This window comes from Alteromonas sp. ISO5, assembly GCF_058105165.1.
In genome coordinates this window covers 539718-556373 of the sequence record NZ_CM176572.1, presented here as the reverse complement: position 1 = coordinate 556373, position 16656 = coordinate 539718, and the positions used below count along the sequence as shown (strand labels likewise).

16 protein-coding genes and 1 pseudogene are annotated in these 16656 nt (G+C 48.7%); 10 read left to right on the top strand and 7 right to left on the bottom strand.

What is annotated here, in order from left to right:
- Position 1: 1 nt before the first annotated feature.
- Positions 2 to 2227: a catalase/peroxidase HPI gene (gene katG / locus AC2T0J_RS02405; RefSeq protein ID WP_489810419.1), complete on the bottom strand. Its 2226-nt coding sequence runs from the start codon at positions 2225 to 2227 to the stop codon at positions 2 to 4.
- Positions 2228 to 2661: 434 nt separating this feature from the next.
- Between katG and AC2T0J_RS02400 the strand changes: the two genes are divergently transcribed.
- The 3 genes and pseudogenes from AC2T0J_RS02400 to AC2T0J_RS02390 all read left to right on the top strand — a co-directional run bounded on the left by AC2T0J_RS02400 (position 2662) and on the right by AC2T0J_RS02390 (position 4024).
- Positions 2662 to 3132 (top strand): hypothetical protein, encoded by a 471-nt coding sequence (locus AC2T0J_RS02400; RefSeq protein ID WP_489808603.1) that lies wholly within the window; start codon positions 2662 to 2664, stop codon positions 3130 to 3132.
- A 68-nt stretch (positions 3133 to 3200) separates the two neighbouring features.
- Positions 3201 to 3362 (top strand): annotated as a pseudogene (locus AC2T0J_RS02395) (DNA-formamidopyrimidine glycosylase family protein); the annotation flags it as partial.
- A 47-nt stretch (positions 3363 to 3409) separates the two neighbouring features.
- Positions 3410 to 4024 carry an endonuclease VIII gene (locus AC2T0J_RS02390; protein WP_489808602.1) on the top strand — a complete coding sequence of 205 codons (615 nt, stop codon included), beginning with the start codon at positions 3410 to 3412 and terminating at the stop codon, positions 4022 to 4024.
- Positions 4025 to 4037: 13 nt separating this feature from the next.
- Here the strand turns inward: AC2T0J_RS02390 and AC2T0J_RS02385 are convergent, their stop codons facing one another.
- The 5 genes from AC2T0J_RS02385 to AC2T0J_RS02365 all read right to left on the bottom strand — a co-directional run bounded on the left by AC2T0J_RS02385 (position 4038) and on the right by AC2T0J_RS02365 (position 9188).
- Entirely contained in the window at positions 4038 to 4616 is a 579-nt protein-coding gene (locus AC2T0J_RS02385) for a porin family protein (RefSeq protein ID WP_489810418.1), read from the bottom strand.
- Between the two features lie 281 nt (positions 4617 to 4897).
- Positions 4898 to 5500: a DUF481 domain-containing protein gene (locus tag AC2T0J_RS02380; RefSeq protein ID WP_489808601.1), complete on the bottom strand. Its 603-nt coding sequence runs from the start codon at positions 5498 to 5500 to the stop codon at positions 4898 to 4900.
- 82 nt (positions 5501 to 5582) lie between these two features.
- Positions 5583 to 6854 carry a hypothetical protein gene (locus tag AC2T0J_RS02375; RefSeq protein WP_489808600.1) on the bottom strand — a complete coding sequence of 424 codons (1272 nt, stop codon included), beginning with the start codon at positions 6852 to 6854 and terminating at the stop codon, positions 5583 to 5585.
- Positions 6855 to 6923: 69 nt separating this feature from the next.
- Positions 6924 to 7826 (bottom strand): LysR family transcriptional regulator, encoded by a 903-nt coding sequence (locus AC2T0J_RS02370; RefSeq protein WP_489808599.1) that lies wholly within the window; start codon positions 7824 to 7826, stop codon positions 6924 to 6926.
- Between the two features lie 348 nt (positions 7827 to 8174).
- Positions 8175 to 9188 carry a zinc-dependent alcohol dehydrogenase family protein gene (locus AC2T0J_RS02365; RefSeq protein ID WP_489808598.1) on the bottom strand — a complete coding sequence of 338 codons (1014 nt, stop codon included), beginning with the start codon at positions 9186 to 9188 and terminating at the stop codon, positions 8175 to 8177.
- 282 nt (positions 9189 to 9470) lie between these two features.
- Between AC2T0J_RS02365 and AC2T0J_RS02360 the strand changes: the two genes are divergently transcribed.
- From AC2T0J_RS02360 to AC2T0J_RS02335, 6 genes are all read left to right on the top strand, one after another.
- Positions 9471 to 9968, top strand: a complete 498-nt coding sequence (locus tag AC2T0J_RS02360) for a MarR family winged helix-turn-helix transcriptional regulator (protein ID WP_489808597.1) — start codon at positions 9471 to 9473, stop codon at positions 9966 to 9968.
- Positions 9965 to 12049, top strand: coding sequence for an FUSC family protein (locus AC2T0J_RS02355; RefSeq protein ID WP_489808596.1), 2085 nt, complete (start codon positions 9965 to 9967; stop codon positions 12047 to 12049). Before AC2T0J_RS02360 ends, AC2T0J_RS02355 begins: the two co-directional genes overlap by 4 nt.
- Positions 12040 to 12240 (top strand): DUF1656 domain-containing protein, encoded by a 201-nt coding sequence (locus AC2T0J_RS02350; protein WP_105934781.1) that lies wholly within the window; start codon positions 12040 to 12042, stop codon positions 12238 to 12240. The genes AC2T0J_RS02355 and AC2T0J_RS02350 overlap by 10 nt, the downstream gene beginning before the upstream one ends.
- A 2-nt stretch (positions 12241 to 12242) precedes the next feature.
- Entirely contained in the window at positions 12243 to 13241 is a 999-nt protein-coding gene (locus AC2T0J_RS02345) for an HlyD family secretion protein (protein WP_489808595.1), read from the top strand.
- A 515-nt stretch (positions 13242 to 13756) separates the two neighbouring features.
- Entirely contained in the window at positions 13757 to 14875 is a 1119-nt protein-coding gene (locus AC2T0J_RS02340; protein ID WP_489808594.1) for a GGDEF domain-containing protein, read from the top strand.
- 49 nt (positions 14876 to 14924) lie between these two features.
- On the top strand, positions 14925 to 15293 hold the full coding sequence (locus AC2T0J_RS02335; RefSeq protein ID WP_489808593.1) for an MmcQ/YjbR family DNA-binding protein: 369 nt from the start codon (positions 14925 to 14927) through the stop codon (positions 15291 to 15293).
- 22 nt (positions 15294 to 15315) lie between these two features.
- On the opposite strand, the gene soxR is transcribed toward AC2T0J_RS02335, so the two are convergent.
- Complete coding sequence (gene soxR / locus AC2T0J_RS02330; protein WP_489808592.1) at positions 15316 to 15759, bottom strand: redox-sensitive transcriptional activator SoxR; 444 nt, start codon at positions 15757 to 15759, stop codon at positions 15316 to 15318.
- Between the two features lie 104 nt (positions 15760 to 15863).
- On the opposite strand from soxR, the gene AC2T0J_RS02325 reads away from it, so the two are divergent.
- On the top strand, positions 15864 to 16451 hold the full coding sequence (locus AC2T0J_RS02325; RefSeq protein WP_489808591.1) for a superoxide dismutase: 588 nt from the start codon (positions 15864 to 15866) through the stop codon (positions 16449 to 16451).
- The last annotated feature ends 205 nt before the right edge of the window (positions 16452 to 16656 follow it).

Genomic DNA, 16656 nt, shown 5'->3' with positions numbered 1-16656 from the left:
GTTACTTCAGGTCGAAGCGGTCGTTTTGCATCACTTTTACCCAGGCATCAACGAAGTCTGAGACAAATTTCTGCTCAGCATCGGCTGCTGCGTACACTTCTGCGATTGCCCTCAATTCAGAATTGGAGCCAAAAATCAGATCTACTGGTGTGGCAGTCCATTTGGCTTTACCTGACATACGGTCAACGCCTTCATACACACCTTCCTCATCAGTCTTATTCCACTTGGTACCCATGTCCAGCAGATTGGTGAAGAAAGCATTGTTCAGTTTGCCCGGCGTGTTAGTGAGTACACCATGAGCCATCCCTTTGTAATTGGCGTCGAGCGCTCGCATACCGCCTAGCAGTGCGGTCATTTCTGGTACCGACAGATTGAGGTAGTCAGCCCGCTCAACCAGCATTTCGGTTGGTGACATGTAGTTCATTTCAGGGTCGTAAAAGTTACGGAACGCATCAGCCGTAGGCTCCAGTACAGCGAAAGACTGCACGTCGGTCATCTCTTGTGAAGCATCCATCCGGCCCGGCTCGAAAGGTACTGTGATGGAGTGACCGGCATCCTGAGCCGCTTTTTCAATGGCAGCCGCACCCGCCAGCACAATAATGTCGGCGGTGGATATACGCTTATTGCCAGACGCTTTACGGTTAAAGTCTCGCTTTACCTGTTCAAGTTTCAACAGTACTTTGTCGAGTTCGTCCGGATTGTTTACCGCCCAGCCATTCTGTGGCGCTAAGCGAACACGGGCACCATTTGCACCACCACGCATGTCAGTACCGCGGAAGCTGGCTGCCGATGCCCAGGCGACTCTAACCAACTCAGCTACGCTTAAGCCGGTGTTTAGAATGTCCGCTTTCAATTTGCGTACATCGGCATCAGTCACCAGGTCATGATTAACCTCTGGAATTGGGTCCTGCCATACCAGTACTTCATCTGGCACCTCGTCACCTAAATAACGGGCACGTGGACCAAGATCACGGTGATTCAGTTTAAACCAGGCTTTCGCGAAGGCTAGTTCGTATTCCGCCGGATCGGCGCGGAAACGCTCAGCAATCTTACGGAACTCAGGATCTTTTTTGATCGCGATATCAGTAGTAAACATGATAGGCGCGTGGCGCTTACCCTTCACATGAGCATCGGGTACCATGTTGGCAGCAGCCGGATCGTCCGGGGTCCACTGGGTAGCACCAGCCGGGCTCTTGGTTTTCACCCAGTTGAAGCTGAACAGGTTATCCAGGTAATTTGTTGTCCATTGGGTTGGAGTGACTGTCCAGGCACCTTCCAGGCCACTACTTGTGGTGTCTTCAGAATGGCCTTTACCACATTTGTTTTTCCAGCCAAAGCCTTGCTCTTCAATATCGGCAGCGGCAGGTTCCGGACCTACACAGTCAGCCGGCTTTTTTGCACCGTGAGCTTTACCGAAGGTGTGACCACCGGCAATCAGCGCAACTATTTCTTCATCATTCATCGCCATACGGCCAAACGACATACGAATATCTTTAGCGGCTGCCAGCGGATCCGGGTTTCCGTGGGGACCTTCGGGGTTAACATAAATCAAACCCATTTCAACCGCGGCCAGAGGGCCTTTCAGTTTGCCAAACTTATCGCGACGTTCGTCGGTCAGCATTTTCCCTTCCGGGCCCCAGTAAACGTAATCCGGTTCCCAGTCGTCTTCACGACCACCGGCATAACCGAATGTTTTAAAGCCCATGTCTTCCAGCGCCACGTTACCGGTTAACGCCATCAGGTCTGCCCAGGAAATTTTGCGACCATACTTTTGCTTTACCGGCCAAATCAAACGGCGAGCTTTGTCGAGGTTAACGTTATCCGGCCAGCTGTTAAGCGGATCAAAACGTTGTTGTCCACCACCGGCGCCACCACGACCATCGTGGATACGGTAGGTTCCTGCAGCGTGCCAGGCCATACGAATAAAGAAAGGTCCGTAGTGACCATAGTCCGCCGGCCACCAGTCCTGAGAGTCTGTCAGGACTTTACGTAAATCGGCTTTTACCGCTTCCAGATCCAGTGAGTTAAACTCTTTGGCATAGTTAAAGTCTTCACCGTACGGGTTTGATTCGACCCCGTGGGCGCGCAGCTGACTCAGGTCGAGCTGATCAGGCCACCAAAAACTATTGGCCTTTGGTTCTGCAGCATCAGCCTGGGCGGCGGATGTCATCACCACTGGTGACATCGCAATGGCCACGGCTGCCGCCAATGATAACGTCTTTTTCATTTTCATTTGTTCTTCCTCGTTTCGAATGTGAACAATGTACAAATACAGTGTTTGTTAACATCCATAAGTGTTAACGAGGAAACAGAATTTGCATAATTGAAAAATCAGATGCACTTGATTGGAAAAATAAAAATTACATAACCTATTGTTTTTAATTACCTATATTTTTCCTGTTAAATGATGTTAAACATTTGTACAAATAGTCAAAGCGATTTTTTCAGTCTTTCTGTGTACAAATTATTAACAATTTTAACAAGTTCCGCGGTCATTAGTGGTGGAGATAGAAACCGTCTTCGTTGTCACTTTCGTAGCATAACAATGTGCCTGTGTTCAGCTTTTAACCGTGAAAGACGGAAAGCCGGTGAAACCAGATTAAAGTTCGTGGTATTCTTTGAGTTTGCCGGCGCGCCGCCTTCACCACATCGTTATGGACCATGGGAACAACACAACGACATCTGGTTAATCTGGATATGCTGCTAACTGATATAGAAATGCTCGATGGAAGTGAGTATGGCAGTCTGGTACACGTTAAATTATTAACAGATATTCAGCGTGTGCTGGCAGCGCTTGAGGTTGCGGTGCAATCAGAAACCGTGTCTTCTTTTCAAAAAGCGGTGGTCAATGCTGGTTTGGCTGGGCCACTTGAAGACAAGCGAATGCCCGGAATATTCAGGCGGCTGATAGGTTATGTGCTGGAATACTGGGAAGCCCATAACAAAGCCGCAAAGATCCTTGATTCGCAGTTTGATGGCAACGCCGATAAGCGGCTGGAATTGTTACAGGTAAAAGGTATTAAGGCGAAATCCCAATTTAAAACAGTTGCCCGGGCAATGGGGCGTACCGACTACCTTCACTTTGTGGAAGCCTTGGGTCTGCTCCATGAAGACTGGCAATGGCAGGCCTGAACGTTTCATCCACATTCCCTCCCTTTCTCGTATACGTAACAACTTACTGCTGTTTTAGGAAATAAGCCGTGCCAGAAGGCCCTGAGATCCGCCAAAGCGCCGATGCTTTAGCCAACGTTTTACAAAACCAAAAGATAAGCAAAGTCACCGTAGGGCTGGCGTCATTGAAGCCTTATCAATCTGCGCTTAGTGGCCAGCATATAAAGGAAGTTAGCTGTCGGGGAAAGGCTATGTTGCTGCACTTCGACAACGACCTGAGCATTTACGCTCATGTCAGTTGTATGGGCGCTGGATTATTGTACCCCTTGATAAGCTGCCTGATACTAACCGTTCACTTCGTCTGGGCTTGCATACCCGCACGCACAGTGCCGTGCTCTACAGTGCATCTGATATCAGTGTTTGGCCAAGTGAGAAGTTAAGTGAACATCCGTTTTTGCGCACGTTGGGCCCCGATATTCTTAATCAGACGGTCACCCCTGAAGCGATTCAGCAAAGATTAATAAGCACGCGGTTTCGCAATCGACGCCTGGCGGCGCTTTATCTCGACCAGCAGTTTCTGGCCGGGATGGGAAATTACCTGCGCAGTGAAATATTGTTTTTTGCCGGTATTCATCCTGATAAAAGGCCAGCGGATCTGAGTGATGAGCAGCTCAAACATCTGGCAAAACAAACCATTATGGTCACCAACCGTTCTTACCAAACGGGGGGCTATACGACGTCGATCACTAAATCAATTCGGTCACGGCATTCGGTGGCTGAGTATGAGGCACAACGGTTTATGGTTTTCGATCGTGAAGGGCTGCCATGCAGACGCTGTCAAGAAACAATCCTGCGTGCTGAACGAAGCAGCCGCAGGATCTATGTATGTCCGCAATGTCAGCGCGGGAAATAACTCGCCGGTTTAATTAGAAGCGGTATTCAATACCAATACTGGCCTGTTTCAGGTCGGTCTCAAAGTTAGTATCGTCAATATCATCGAAAGCAGCTTCAGCATCGAGTTCGGTGTCGTACACTACATATTCTGCGTTAACCAGCAGATTTGGTGAAAAGGCGTAGCTTAAACCCGCACCGACAAACAGACTTTCGTCGTCCGCAGAAGTCGTAACACCGGCCAGGCGATAATCGGTATCCGACCACAACTGACCTAATTTGGCATAGGCAGATAAACCACCTGCTACCGGCACCATCCCTTTCAGGGCCAGGGTGTAGCCGTCGGTTTCGGCGCCAGCCAGTGATGAGCCGTAGTCACCAAAGTCGATGTAGGATCCTTCAACAGCCACCCAGGTATTAAATTTGTAACCAACAATGCCCTGCCATACATCTTTGTCATCGTCGAAATCATCTTCACCTTCTACCCGCAGATAACCGTAGTTACCGCCAACATAAATGCCGGTTTCATTGATCTCGTCGGGCGTTTGCTGTGCGCTCAGGCCAAAAGATGTCAGGGCGGTCAGGGTTGATAAAGCAATGATTGTTTTTTTCATCATAGTGTCCTCTTTGTATGAACAGGATTGGCTGATAAACGGCGCGTAATTGGCTACCGCTTATCAGAAGTTACCAATGCTTTTTCAAACAACATGCCAGCTCAGAAAAGCATGCTAATCGCTGTTTTAGTGAGAGTTTTTTTCATGGTTGACGAAGTTTTGCGCGCAGATTTAACAAAAATGGCTATCTGTTGCCAAATGGTAACGTGAAGACTTTTCATGGTGTGAAAACAAAGTTGCAGGGTAGGTCGCCCGAAAGCAACAAGGCGACCAGCAGCAGATTAAAAAACGTAGCGGGCGAACAACTTGCACCACTGAGAGTCTGAGAACTTGGTGTACTCTGCGCCGAGCACAAACTGTTGAGTTGCGCCGAAAGCGTATTGAGCACCCAGTCGATAAGCTTTCTGGTTTGAACCTTCGTGCCATTTTTGCACCTCCAGTCCGCCAAATAATTCCACAGCATCGGTTAACTGATGGCGCACGTTGCCGGCGACGCTGTAAAAATGTGTACCGTCTTTGGCTGATGCCTCGTTGTCTGAGAGTTTGAAATCAATTTCACCGTAGTATAACCGCACGTCAAAGACGGTATTCTGACTAAAGTGATAATAGTAGCCGGTCCCTGCCTGCCAGTTAGTTTCATCAAGGGTATACTGGCCAACCTTATCGTCAGCGCTACGATATTTACCGGTAATAAATATATTCCGGCCGATTTCATAGCTGCCTTCAAATTCAGGTCCTTTTAAATCAAATGGCTCAATATCAGCATAATCGCCCGTAGCATAACCTAATTGCAGGTAATCATAATCGAGTGGGTCTGCCATTGCCGCGGCGCTAATAACTGATGATAAGGCTACCAGCGTGGTGTTGATGGTATGTTTTTTCATGGGTTTTCCTTAAGTGTTTACCAAAATGTGCGGCAAAGATACTTAAGACTGGGTCAAATTGTGGTGAAGCTTTGCCTGTAATTCAGGCCAGCAACACCCAGTTTAACAGGCTGGCAAGGGCCCACATGGTGATGACGTAATGCCAGTTATTTCGGATAATACGACGTGAGGAAGCCCCGTAACGGCTAGTCAGGACTAGACCTATTCCCGATAGCGGCCCCGAGCCTGTGGAAATAGCCCAGGTAGAGAGAAACATAAAGCCCAGGCTGGTGGGGTCAGGAGCTAGTGGCAACAGTAACGGGCTCACTACCGCGATACTGATCACCGGGTGCACCCCGAGCAGGCCGGCTGTGATCATTAACGCTAATATGATAGCAAACATGTTGGCATCGAAACTGAACAGATGCAGGTCAATGAGATCCGGATGCAGATCAATTACAGTTTTGATGCCAGCAGAAAACACACCCGCAGCGAGAAATAGGGCAAATTGAGGGCCGGCAGTGTGCAACCGGTTATCAACAAAGTCTTTTAAAGTGAACAGGCGGGGGCGTTGCTGCATACACACCAAAGTACCCAGAACCGACAGCAGGCTTATCAGGAGCATAATGGGGATTTGCGGGAAAAAATGATGCAGAGTCAATACGGAAACCGCCATTAATAAGGGTATCATAAGGCTTTCTGCTTTAAGGGGATAACCTTCAAATTGAGAAGCGGATTTGTATTTTACCTCTACGAGTGTGTAGATAATGCCCAGCATAGCCATTAGTGCGCCTGGCGCAACCGTCGCTTTCCAGGCCATCCCGGGGGCGTACATCAGAGCTACGCCGGTGGCTATAAAAAACGGTGACCACCAGGCTGCAGCAGTAAAACAGCGGGCCAGCAGGATTTGCTGTGCATCGGTTAAAGTGCCGCCGCGTTGCAGCCGGTCACCAAACACAAAGATAACTGATAAGTTGATAAAGGCACCGAGTAATGTGGTGCCTACAGCGGTGATGGCTGCAGCCTTACAGCCTGTGGGTAGGCGTTCTTCACTGTCCGGCGCGTTCGTTAAGGATAAAAAAGTAATCGCCACAAACATGGTTAACAGCGGCACGTTGGCTGCAAAAACACTGCGCCAGCTAATATCCGCACCTTGCCAGTAACCTGTAGCCAGGCCTATCACGCCCAGTGTAAATAGTATCGCGGATTGCCTTCTGGCCGATGCTTTAATCGCAGGTAGCATGATAACCAGAGTAAGCCACGCCGCTACGGTGGCTATATCGGCAGGCACCAGGCCAGCCACCGAAAGCAGATAAGTTATCAGTGTAAAACACGCTAGCCAGCCAGCGGAACGGGTAGGATGATACGGTTTCATGGTAATGATGAGTGGCTTAAAGAGTCATGTTTAAACAAGAAGTGCTACCAGGTGGTGTTATGCGTAAAACTAGGCTTTATCAACCTGATTTTCAGTTTGTTTTGCCAGGCGCACAAAATCGGCCAGATAATCGATATTGACGTCATTGTTGCGCATACCCAGATAAATATGCTTCATGATCCCCTCTGCACCTAACCGTAAACTCACCAGTTGTAACGATTCAGCGTAGGTATCAACCAACCAGCCAGGCAGTGCCGCAACGCCACGGCCGGCACTAACCATCTGTAGCATGATTTCGGTAGCCTCTATATGCCTGTGGCGTTTTACGGTGCAGCCTGCCGGCGCCAGAAACTGACTGAATATATCCAACCGTTGTGGCTCTACCGGATAAGTGATCAACGTTTCATTTTGCAGGTCGGATGGCTCAACCCGATCTAGCGCCGCCAGGGGATGGTTGTGAGCTACCACCAGGCGTTGCTCAAAATCAAACACTGGCTCGAAGGTAACGCCGCTTTTAAACAAAGGGTCGGGTGTTACCAGGACATCGATATCATAGTCATACAAGGCCCGCATGCCGCCAAACTGAAACTCCTGCTTAACGTCGACTTCGACCCCTGGCCAGCTTTCAAGGAAAGGGCTAACCACCTTCAAAAGCCACTGATAGCAGGGGTGACACTCCATACCTATCCGCAGTGAGCCGCGCTGGCCTTTAGCTATCTGCGTAAGCAATAATTCGGTGTGTTCAAACTGGGGCAATAAACGTTTTGCCAGGATGAGAATTTGTTGTCCTGTCTGGGTAAGTCGAAGCTTACGGCCGTCTTTTTCCCAAATCGGTGTGCCCAATTGTTGTTCCAGTTTCTTAATACTGTGACTCAACGCGGACTGGCTGAGGTATAATTTTTCGGCGGCCAGGGTCAGGGTGCCGTATTCATTTACCGCGGTGAGAAGTTGTAAGTGAAATCGTTCTATCATTGCTAACTATGCATAGTTTTCATTGTTTCACCGAATTCTATCATTATTCTTAATTCATAGGTGCCTTTTGGATGGCATTAAACGAGCAGTGCGATGCCATCGACGGCTTGGTTTATTTCACTCGCGGGGCAGTGCTTATGGAGCGCACTTGACTGCATCAAGGCCTGCTGCCCGGTACCGGCAGTGAAAATGGCTGAATATTGCAGAGGCTTGCTTTTCCAATTCGTAGTCCTGTGGCCAAAGCAATTAATGGTGTGTTGCCTGCGTGTTCACAGGCATAGTGAGCACTGTGCGCAGAGCTGCCGGCGCGGTTTACGCACAGATTTTTTGGTCCTGAATGGGGATAGTTTAGCGTGTGTAGTCGATGGCAATTTTGCCAAAGTGTCCTGCCGACAACTCATAGCGAAACGCATCAGCGAGCTCTTCTAAGGCAAAAGTTTTATCGATTACCGGCTTGATATCCAGTTGTTCTAAGGCTTTTACCATGTCTTGCTGTTCCTGTCGGTTGCCTACAACAATTCCCTGCAAACGGATTTGTTTAAGCATCATGAGTGCTGTTGGAATATCACCCGTCATACCGGTAAGTACCCCGATGAGCACAATTTTACCGCCTACGCGACAGGCCGTTATGCTTTGGGCAAGTGTTCCGGGGCCGCCAACTTCTACAACTACATCAACGCCACCTGCTGACCATCCGGCAATGGTTTCACCCCAGTTTTCATCCTCTTTATAGTTAACGGTAAAGTCGGCGCCCAGCGTCTTAGCCTGTTCCAGTTTATCGTTACTGGAAGACGTGATTGCTACTTTGGCGCCCATTCCTTTCGCCAATTGAAGTGCGTAAACCGAAACCCCTCCGGTGCCCAACAACAAAATTTTATCGCCTGCTTTGATGTTACCCTCGGTTACCAGCGCACGCCAGGCTGTTAGCCCGGCGGTGGTGATGGTCGATGATTCCGTGGCGGTCCAGCCTTTTGGGGCTTTGGTGAACCAGTGTTGTGGTGCGACGACTTTGTCTCTGGCATAGCCGTCGATACCATCACCAGGCGTGCGGCTGAAATCGCCAATTAGCGGACTACCGTTCTGCCAATCAGGAAAGAAGCAGGAAACCACCTCATCACCAGGCACAAACTCGGTAACATCGTCGCCAACCGCTTCAACTATACCGGCCCCATCGGCCAGTAAAATACGATCATGGACTCTGTTAAGCGTCCCCATGGCGACGCCTAAATCGTGATAATTCAGTGAGCTGCCTTGTATTCTTACCAGGGTTTGATCGCCTGTGGGGGCCATTGGCTCAGGGAGATTAGTTATTTTCAGACCATCAAGGCCTTTATCGGGAGCTGTAGTAATAATTGCGCGCATAATAGTTACTTACTTTATTCGGGATTTACATTTACGTGCCGGAACACAGTTTTCTTTAATGCCAGTCACAGCCATGCTATCTCAGCGCTGATTAACTGAATAGGGCCTAAAGTAGCAATTTCAGAGTTGTTATTCGCAAAAATATGACGCTCATCTCAAATTAGTATTTTAGGTTGGACAATAATTCGTTTCATAAATTAATATTACATAAATGAAATAAATATCTATGTAATAAAGATCGCTGTATGTCCGTTTGTTCAGTGTCACAGAGTGAAACTTCCAATGACCACATTTTCTGATATAGAAAAACATCTAACCTCCTTCAGTCAGCGCCATCCTGAATACTCTCTGTCGGAGGCTTTGCTTGTCCGGCTTATTCGTATGCTGGATAAACTCATGGCCGACAACGCCAATCAGCAACTACGCCAATATGGTCTGTCATTATCCGAATACAATACGCTCACAATGCTGGAAGGGTCTGAAGACGGCCTGACGGTATCAGAAGTGATTGCCTTAACCGGTGAGAAGCCCTCGAATATCACCCGGGTAACTGATCAGTTATTTGCCAAAGGGTTCATTGAGAGACGTGTCAGTCCAATCGACCGGCGGGTTTGGCTGCTGAATCTGAATGAGGAGGGCAGAGCACTTCTGAAGCAACTTTTGCCAGACATCTCAGCGCAACTACGCAGCATATTTGCTGGCGTTAACCCGTCACAAAGGGAAAACCTTGAAGCCTCGCTAAAGCTGTTACTCAACAGTGTGAGTAAAGAAATACAGTGAAAAGCCAGGCACTTTTGCAACAAATGATAACGCCGCTTTTTCAGGGCGTTAAAGAGAACCGCGAGCCCTGGTTGTTTGTGTTTAAAGCTATGTTGTCGTTATATCTGGCAACCGGGCTGGCCATGCTGCTGGAACTGCCATCTCCAATGACGTCTATGCTTACCGTGGTAGTGGTTATGAATAGTCAGTCCGGTATGGTCATGGCGAAAAGTTTCTACCGGATCCTTGGAACGGTAATAGGTACTATCGCGTCGGTTACGCTGGTGGCAATGTTTGCGCAACAGTCGCAGATACTGATTACGGCTATTGCTCTGTGGAGTGGCATTTGTGCCGCTGGGGCGCTTATGTTCAAAGGTTTTCGTGGCTATACCTTTGTATTGGGAGGCTACACGGTAGCCATGATAACCCTGCCGGTACTGGATAATCCCCATGCGATTTTTGAAGTGGCTATCCACCGCTTTTTTGAAGTGGTGCTCGGACTTGGAGTGACTACGCTGGTATTCGACGGGCTGTTTCCCCGTCAGTTGCGAGGGCAGGTTAAGAAACAGGTTGAGGCAAACATCAGCAATTTACTGGCAGAGGTGCACCATACGTTGTCGCAGGGACAGCATTCAAAGCAAGCCCTCGCGATTTACCGTGAAACCACCTCAGACGCCATGAACTTTGAAGATCTGCTGGCCAATGCAAAGTTTGAAGGACCGTGGTTAAGCAGTCTCAGCCGGCCCTTAAGGCTGAGTAACTATTATTATCTTGAAACGATCAACCACTTACAGACATTACAAAGACTAAAACAACGTCTGGCAAACAGTGCTTCCTCAAACCTTATGGTTATTAATCAGAGCAGCCAGCCGTTGGTAGACATACTTGAGAGTGACGGAAATAGAGAAAATATTCTGGTGCGCCTCCATCAGTACTCAAGTCAGTTGCAAAAAGGCACTCATAAAGCATGCGACGATAATAAAAAGGCAAACACCGAACTGGAAGCCGGCATTATTTTGCTGGAAAAAATCACTAAATCCCTGACGCTTTGTTTGCGTGCTTTTCTGGTAGCCAGTAAGCGACGTCATACTGAGGCTGCTGTGCTCAGTAAAGTTAGGTTTAGCAGCGTATTCGATCCGGCCTTGGTACGGCTAACCTTTTTCCGTACCTTTCTGGTCACTGAAGTGGTTGGCTTAATCTGGGTAAACAGCCATTGGCAGGCAGGCGCCATAGCCGTGTTTATTGTTGTGGCGCTCAGCATGATGCTGGCCCCGCTTCCCAATCCGCTGGCGGCAGTAAAAATGGCCGTAGTTGGTCACAGTATTGCCCCTTTTCTGGCGCTAAGTTGCTTTGTTGTGCTACCAACATTTACCACTTATCCAATGTTTGTAATAGGCACCGCGCCGTATCTTCTGGTGATGTTTTATATTGCTACCTTACCTGGCGGAAACGGATTGGCTATACCGTTGTTGATGGGCTTTTTAGTGGCACTGAATATTGGCCCGGTAGTCAGCCTTGACTACACACGTTTCTCTAATGAAATGCTGGCTGCCATTGTCGGAGTGATCACCGCGTGCAGCGGTTTTCTGCTTATGCCTAAAATTGTCGGCACGAAAGCGCAGTACCAGCGCTATCTCACCATGCTGGGGCAAAGTGTGAGTATGGCTGGTTTGCACGGCGAAAAGGGATTGGCTCAGAAAGTGCGCAGTCGAAACAGTGATATCACGGTACAGATGTCACAGCATTTTGCTTCCCGCCCTGAAGTGCTGGAGCGATTTTTAGCTGCAGCATTAAATACTAATGAGCTGTGTTATGCCGTTGTTGCATTACGTGAAGACCTTATACAACATCCACCGCAGGTTCACCACAAACTCGCTATTTCTGAACTACTATCATCGATAGTAAATGCTTACAGAAAGAGTAAGTGCTCACAATCCGAAGTGCTGGCGATAAATGTCAGAGTGACCAGTTTGCTAGATGAACTGGATAATACTGAGCCCAATGGCGCTTTGCGGCAGCACCTTTTTTTACTAAGTAGCGTGTTAAAGGAGCCGTTGTCGATGGCCGAATATTCATACGAAGGGGTTACATCATGCCACTAGCGTTTTCTTTTGCAGGGGTGTATCTGCCCGGTGCCGCACTATTACTTATTGCTTTAATTCCTTTTTTTATTGTGATTGATCGCATGCTGGTGGTAATGGGGTGGTACCGCTGGTTGTGGCATCCATCTTTATTTCGAATGGCGCTGATGATTAGTTTATACGCGCTAGCGATTATTCAACTGGTAGGTTAATTATGAAACACACTTTATCTGTACGGGTACTGGTAACCCTGTCAATGGTAGCCATAGCAACTTTTGGTGCTTATTTGGCATGGCACCATTTTACCACCCAGCCATGGACTCGGGACGGGCGCGTGAGAGCCGACATCATCAAAGTGTCCGCCGATGTGTCCGGGTTGGTCACTGAGGTTGCGGTAAAAGACAATCAGGCAGTGCGTAAAGGCGATCTGTTATTTGTTATTGACCCCGCCCGTTACGCGCAAAACGTTAAAGCGGCCGAAGCTGATTTGGCCGAAGCAAAGGCAGCCGTTATTGCGGCAAGAGCAAACGAAGCAATTGCTGAGTCTGCTGTAACGGCCAGCGAGACTTACTATGCGAACCTGAATGAGCGGGCTGAACGACGTGCCAGGCTAAATAAAGCGGTCTCGAGTGAGGAAATCCATGATAGCAAAGCCCTGGCGGAAGAAGCTTATGCCCAGCTGCAGCAAGCCCTGGCACAGGCTAAACTCGCCACTGCTAACACTATTCGCGCTCAGGCTGCAGTAAAACAAATCGAAAATCAACTGGCACTAGCCGAACTGGACTATGCCCGTACCCGGGTCACAGCGGCGGCTGATGGTGCTGTTACAAATCTCAATGTGAAGCAGGGAGATTACGTTACTTCAGGCGTTGCGAGTCTGGCCCTGGTAAAGCGTGAGGGGATGTGGGTATACGGTTACTTTGAGGAAACCAAACTGCCAGGGATTCATGTGGGTGATAAAGCGGAGGTAATACTCATGGCTGGCAATATCAAAGTGCCTGGCCGGGTAGATAGTATTGCCAGCGGGATTGCCGATAATGCCGCCGCGACCAGCGCCGATATGTTAAGTGATATAACCCCGACCTTTAGCTGGGTGCGTCTGGCCCAGCGGGTACCGGTAAGAATTCACCTTGATACTTCCGCCTTGCCTGATGGCTACACGCTGGTATCCGGCATGAGCGCAACGGTAAGTATTTCCGGCAATGATGCCTGATAACGCTGACTATTCGTCCTCGTTGTCATGCATATCCAGTACCGACATATCCTGTTCAAGCGCATTTGAAATATGGTGATGTATGGCGTTTCGTGCGCGCCCAGGATCGCATAATTCCAATTTATTCAGAATCTTACGGTGTTCTTCCACATAAGCTCTTATTGGCGTTGATCTGAGTGGTCGGAACTATCGCTAACCATCAAATAGTCAAGGGTCTGGCGCACGCGAATTTCCAGCAGGGACTGCTCAAGAATGATTTGCTGGCGCGCCAGGTAACTGGTTGTGCATCTTTTGAAGATCTACTTTTACAACAATGATATGAGACTAAGTTGAAATTATAGGGCCCTTCCAATAGGAATACTTGGGTATGGATAATTAAACCCATGCTGTTGGGGTTATACCTATCGGGCGAGGATACCGGCTGCCAAGTTGGTATACTTTTGGCTACATTGCAACCTTGGTGTCTGGTGGAGATTTAACACTTCATGTCGTCCGGCCTTCCCACTGGCATAGTAATGGCTTTTGTCATCAACGTGCTGGTAAGCGTTTACTTTTTCGTTGTATACAGGGCGCAACAGCGCAATCAGTCGTATCTGCACTGGTCTGTTTCCTGCGCCCTATTCGCGTTGGGTATTGGCGCGTCTGTTATTGCTCATGCCGCAGAGGGGTTGCAGGCCGTCAACACCCTGGCTTGTCTGTTGCTGTTCACGGCTTCTTTCGGACTCTACTGCGGGCTGAATAAATTTGAATTGTCACCGGGATCGCTAAAGTTTTACCGCCGGGTGAGAAGTATCTTTGTGGTTGGCAGCGCACTCATTATCGTGGCCGCGTTCTATTCCGCGATGGTTAACGTGGTTGCCTCAGTAGGCATGGCGTTGATGTTCGTGATGACCGAAGGGCTGTTTTATCAGCGTAAATCACCCTACAAAAGCGTCTATCTGGTGCTGCGTGTACTGTTGTTGTTGCACGCTTTTGTGCTGTTTCTGCAGGGGATTGTCATTATGGTTCAAATGCTGGCAGCCCAGGACTCTGATACCCGCTACCTGTTCAATATCGTCTTGCTCTCTCACCTCGTGTTAACTGTGGCTACGGCGCTGGTGCTACCGTTACTGCATGTAATGAACCAGCGACGGCAATGGCAGAAACTCGCCAACCTGGATGAGTTAACCGGTCTGCCTACCCGCCGCGCATTTGTGCAAAAAGCCGCGAAATCGTTATCTGCCGACGATCAGGCCTGCCATTCCCTGTTAATGGTCGATATTGATCACTTTAAACAAGTGAACGATCAGTATGGCCACACCTTTGGCGATGAGGTGCTCAGCCGGGTTGGGAAAATGCTAGCAGAAGGACTACGGCAAACCGATATCGTGGGTCGTATGGGGGGGGAGGAGTTTGCTGTCTTGCTGCCCGGCGTTACTACCGAACGGGCCCAGGGCGTTGCCGACAGGCTAAGGCATAAGGTGTCTGAGCTGCAATTTAAACAGGGCGATAAACAGGTTAATATTACGGTCAGTATCGGTATTGCGGTATCACATGAAGTGCTCTACGACTGGGAACATCTGTATTCACAAGCTGATCAGGCGTTGTATGCCGCCAAGCGGCATGGGCGCAATCTGGTGTATGTTTTCAACTGAGTGCGGCAAACGATAATCGCATATCGCAGCCCCTGACAACGGACTAACCATGGATCATCACGCGTTTAATGCCTATTGCCGCGCCTTTAAAGCTTCTACACACGTGGTACAGTGGGGTAACTCTGAAGTCTGGAAAGTCGGCGGAAAAGTCTTCGCCATCGGCAGTCGCTCGAAAGCGGGTACGCCAGCTTATACCTTCAAAACGTCACCGCTCAACTTCGAATTTTTGTGCATGGCAGAAGGTTACATTCCGGCCCCTTACCTGGCCAGTCGCGGCATGAAATGGATCCAGCAAATTGATACTACCGGCCCACTTGATGACGACTTAAAATACTATATCTGCGAGTCTTATCGCATCGTAGCACTTGGTTTGAGTAAACGTAAGCGGCAGGAACTGGGCATTGCCGATATTGGCTGAGGCAGTCGGTTTAACCACATTTTTAACTGTGCTTCTCTTGCTCGAGGATCCTCGCCCCCGGACCATCTTCGCCCAGCTTATCTTGCGGATTCCGTAGTGGGCAGACACGTAAAGAGAGACAGCCACAGCCAATGCAACTGTCGAACTTATCCCTGAGCTGTGTCAGACTCTGAATTCGATCGTTCAGCATCGTCCGCCATTCACTGCTCATCTGCTGCCAGTCAGAAGGGGACAACTCGCGGGTTGGAAATTTTTCCAGATGAGATTTTATCATCCGTAACGAAATACCGGCCTGTTTAGCAATGCGAATAATCGCTACCCGGCGCAGAATACTGCGATGGTAGCGGCGTTGATTGCCCTGAGTGCGCAGGCTCTGAATTAACCCCTTTTCTTCATAATAGTGAAGAGTAGACACGGCCACGCCACTGCGTTTAGCTACCTCACCGACACTTAAGGTGTTTTCCATCATCATTCCCAAAAAAGTTATTGACCTCAAGTATGCATGAGGTTTTAGTCTTTGTGTCGACTAGTCAAATATTCGTTATCCACTATTTGAGTCAGGAGACAAAGATGCGTTTTACGTTACCCGATTTACCTTATGCAAAAGATGCCCTGGCACCTTTAATGTCAGAGGAAACCCTCGAATATCACTATGCAAAGCATCACGCAACTTATGTGGCGAAACTCAATGATTTGGTTGTCGGCACGCCCTATGCCGATATGTCGCTGGAAGCAATCATCACAGACGTCAGTGGGCCGCTGTTCAATAATGCTGCTCAGGTGTGGAATCATACATTCTTTTGGCAATGTTTATCGCCACAAGGCGGTGGAGAGCCGCCGAAGGCATTGGCAGATGTGATTGAGGAGAACTGGGCGTCAGTTGATGCCTTTAAAGCTGAATTTACCCAGCAATCGATTAACAATTTTGGTTCGGGCTGGACCTGGCTGGCGCTAAACGCGGCCGGCGAGCTGGTAATTGTGAATACTGCCAATGCTGATACGCCGGTTGCCCATGAAGGCTTAAAGCCATTGCTTACTTTGGATGTATGGGAGCACGCCTATTACATTGATCACCGTAATGCCAGACCGGCTTATCTGGAAGCCTTCTGGCAGCTGGTTAACTGGGATTTTGCGCTGGCCAATTTAACTGGCGAATAGACCGGTATCTGAAATGGCAGCTTGAGTAAGCTTTGGCTTGTTCGAGTTGCTACTAAGTAATCGCTTCACTGATTAGCCTTAAGTTATTCCTTTAAGGCCGACTTCCTTGATCCAAATTAACCAATCAAGCTTTATTTAATAATCTAAATGAGAATTACTATCGTTTGTGTTGACTTTTTGTTTTGGTTGTTTACTATAAGCCACC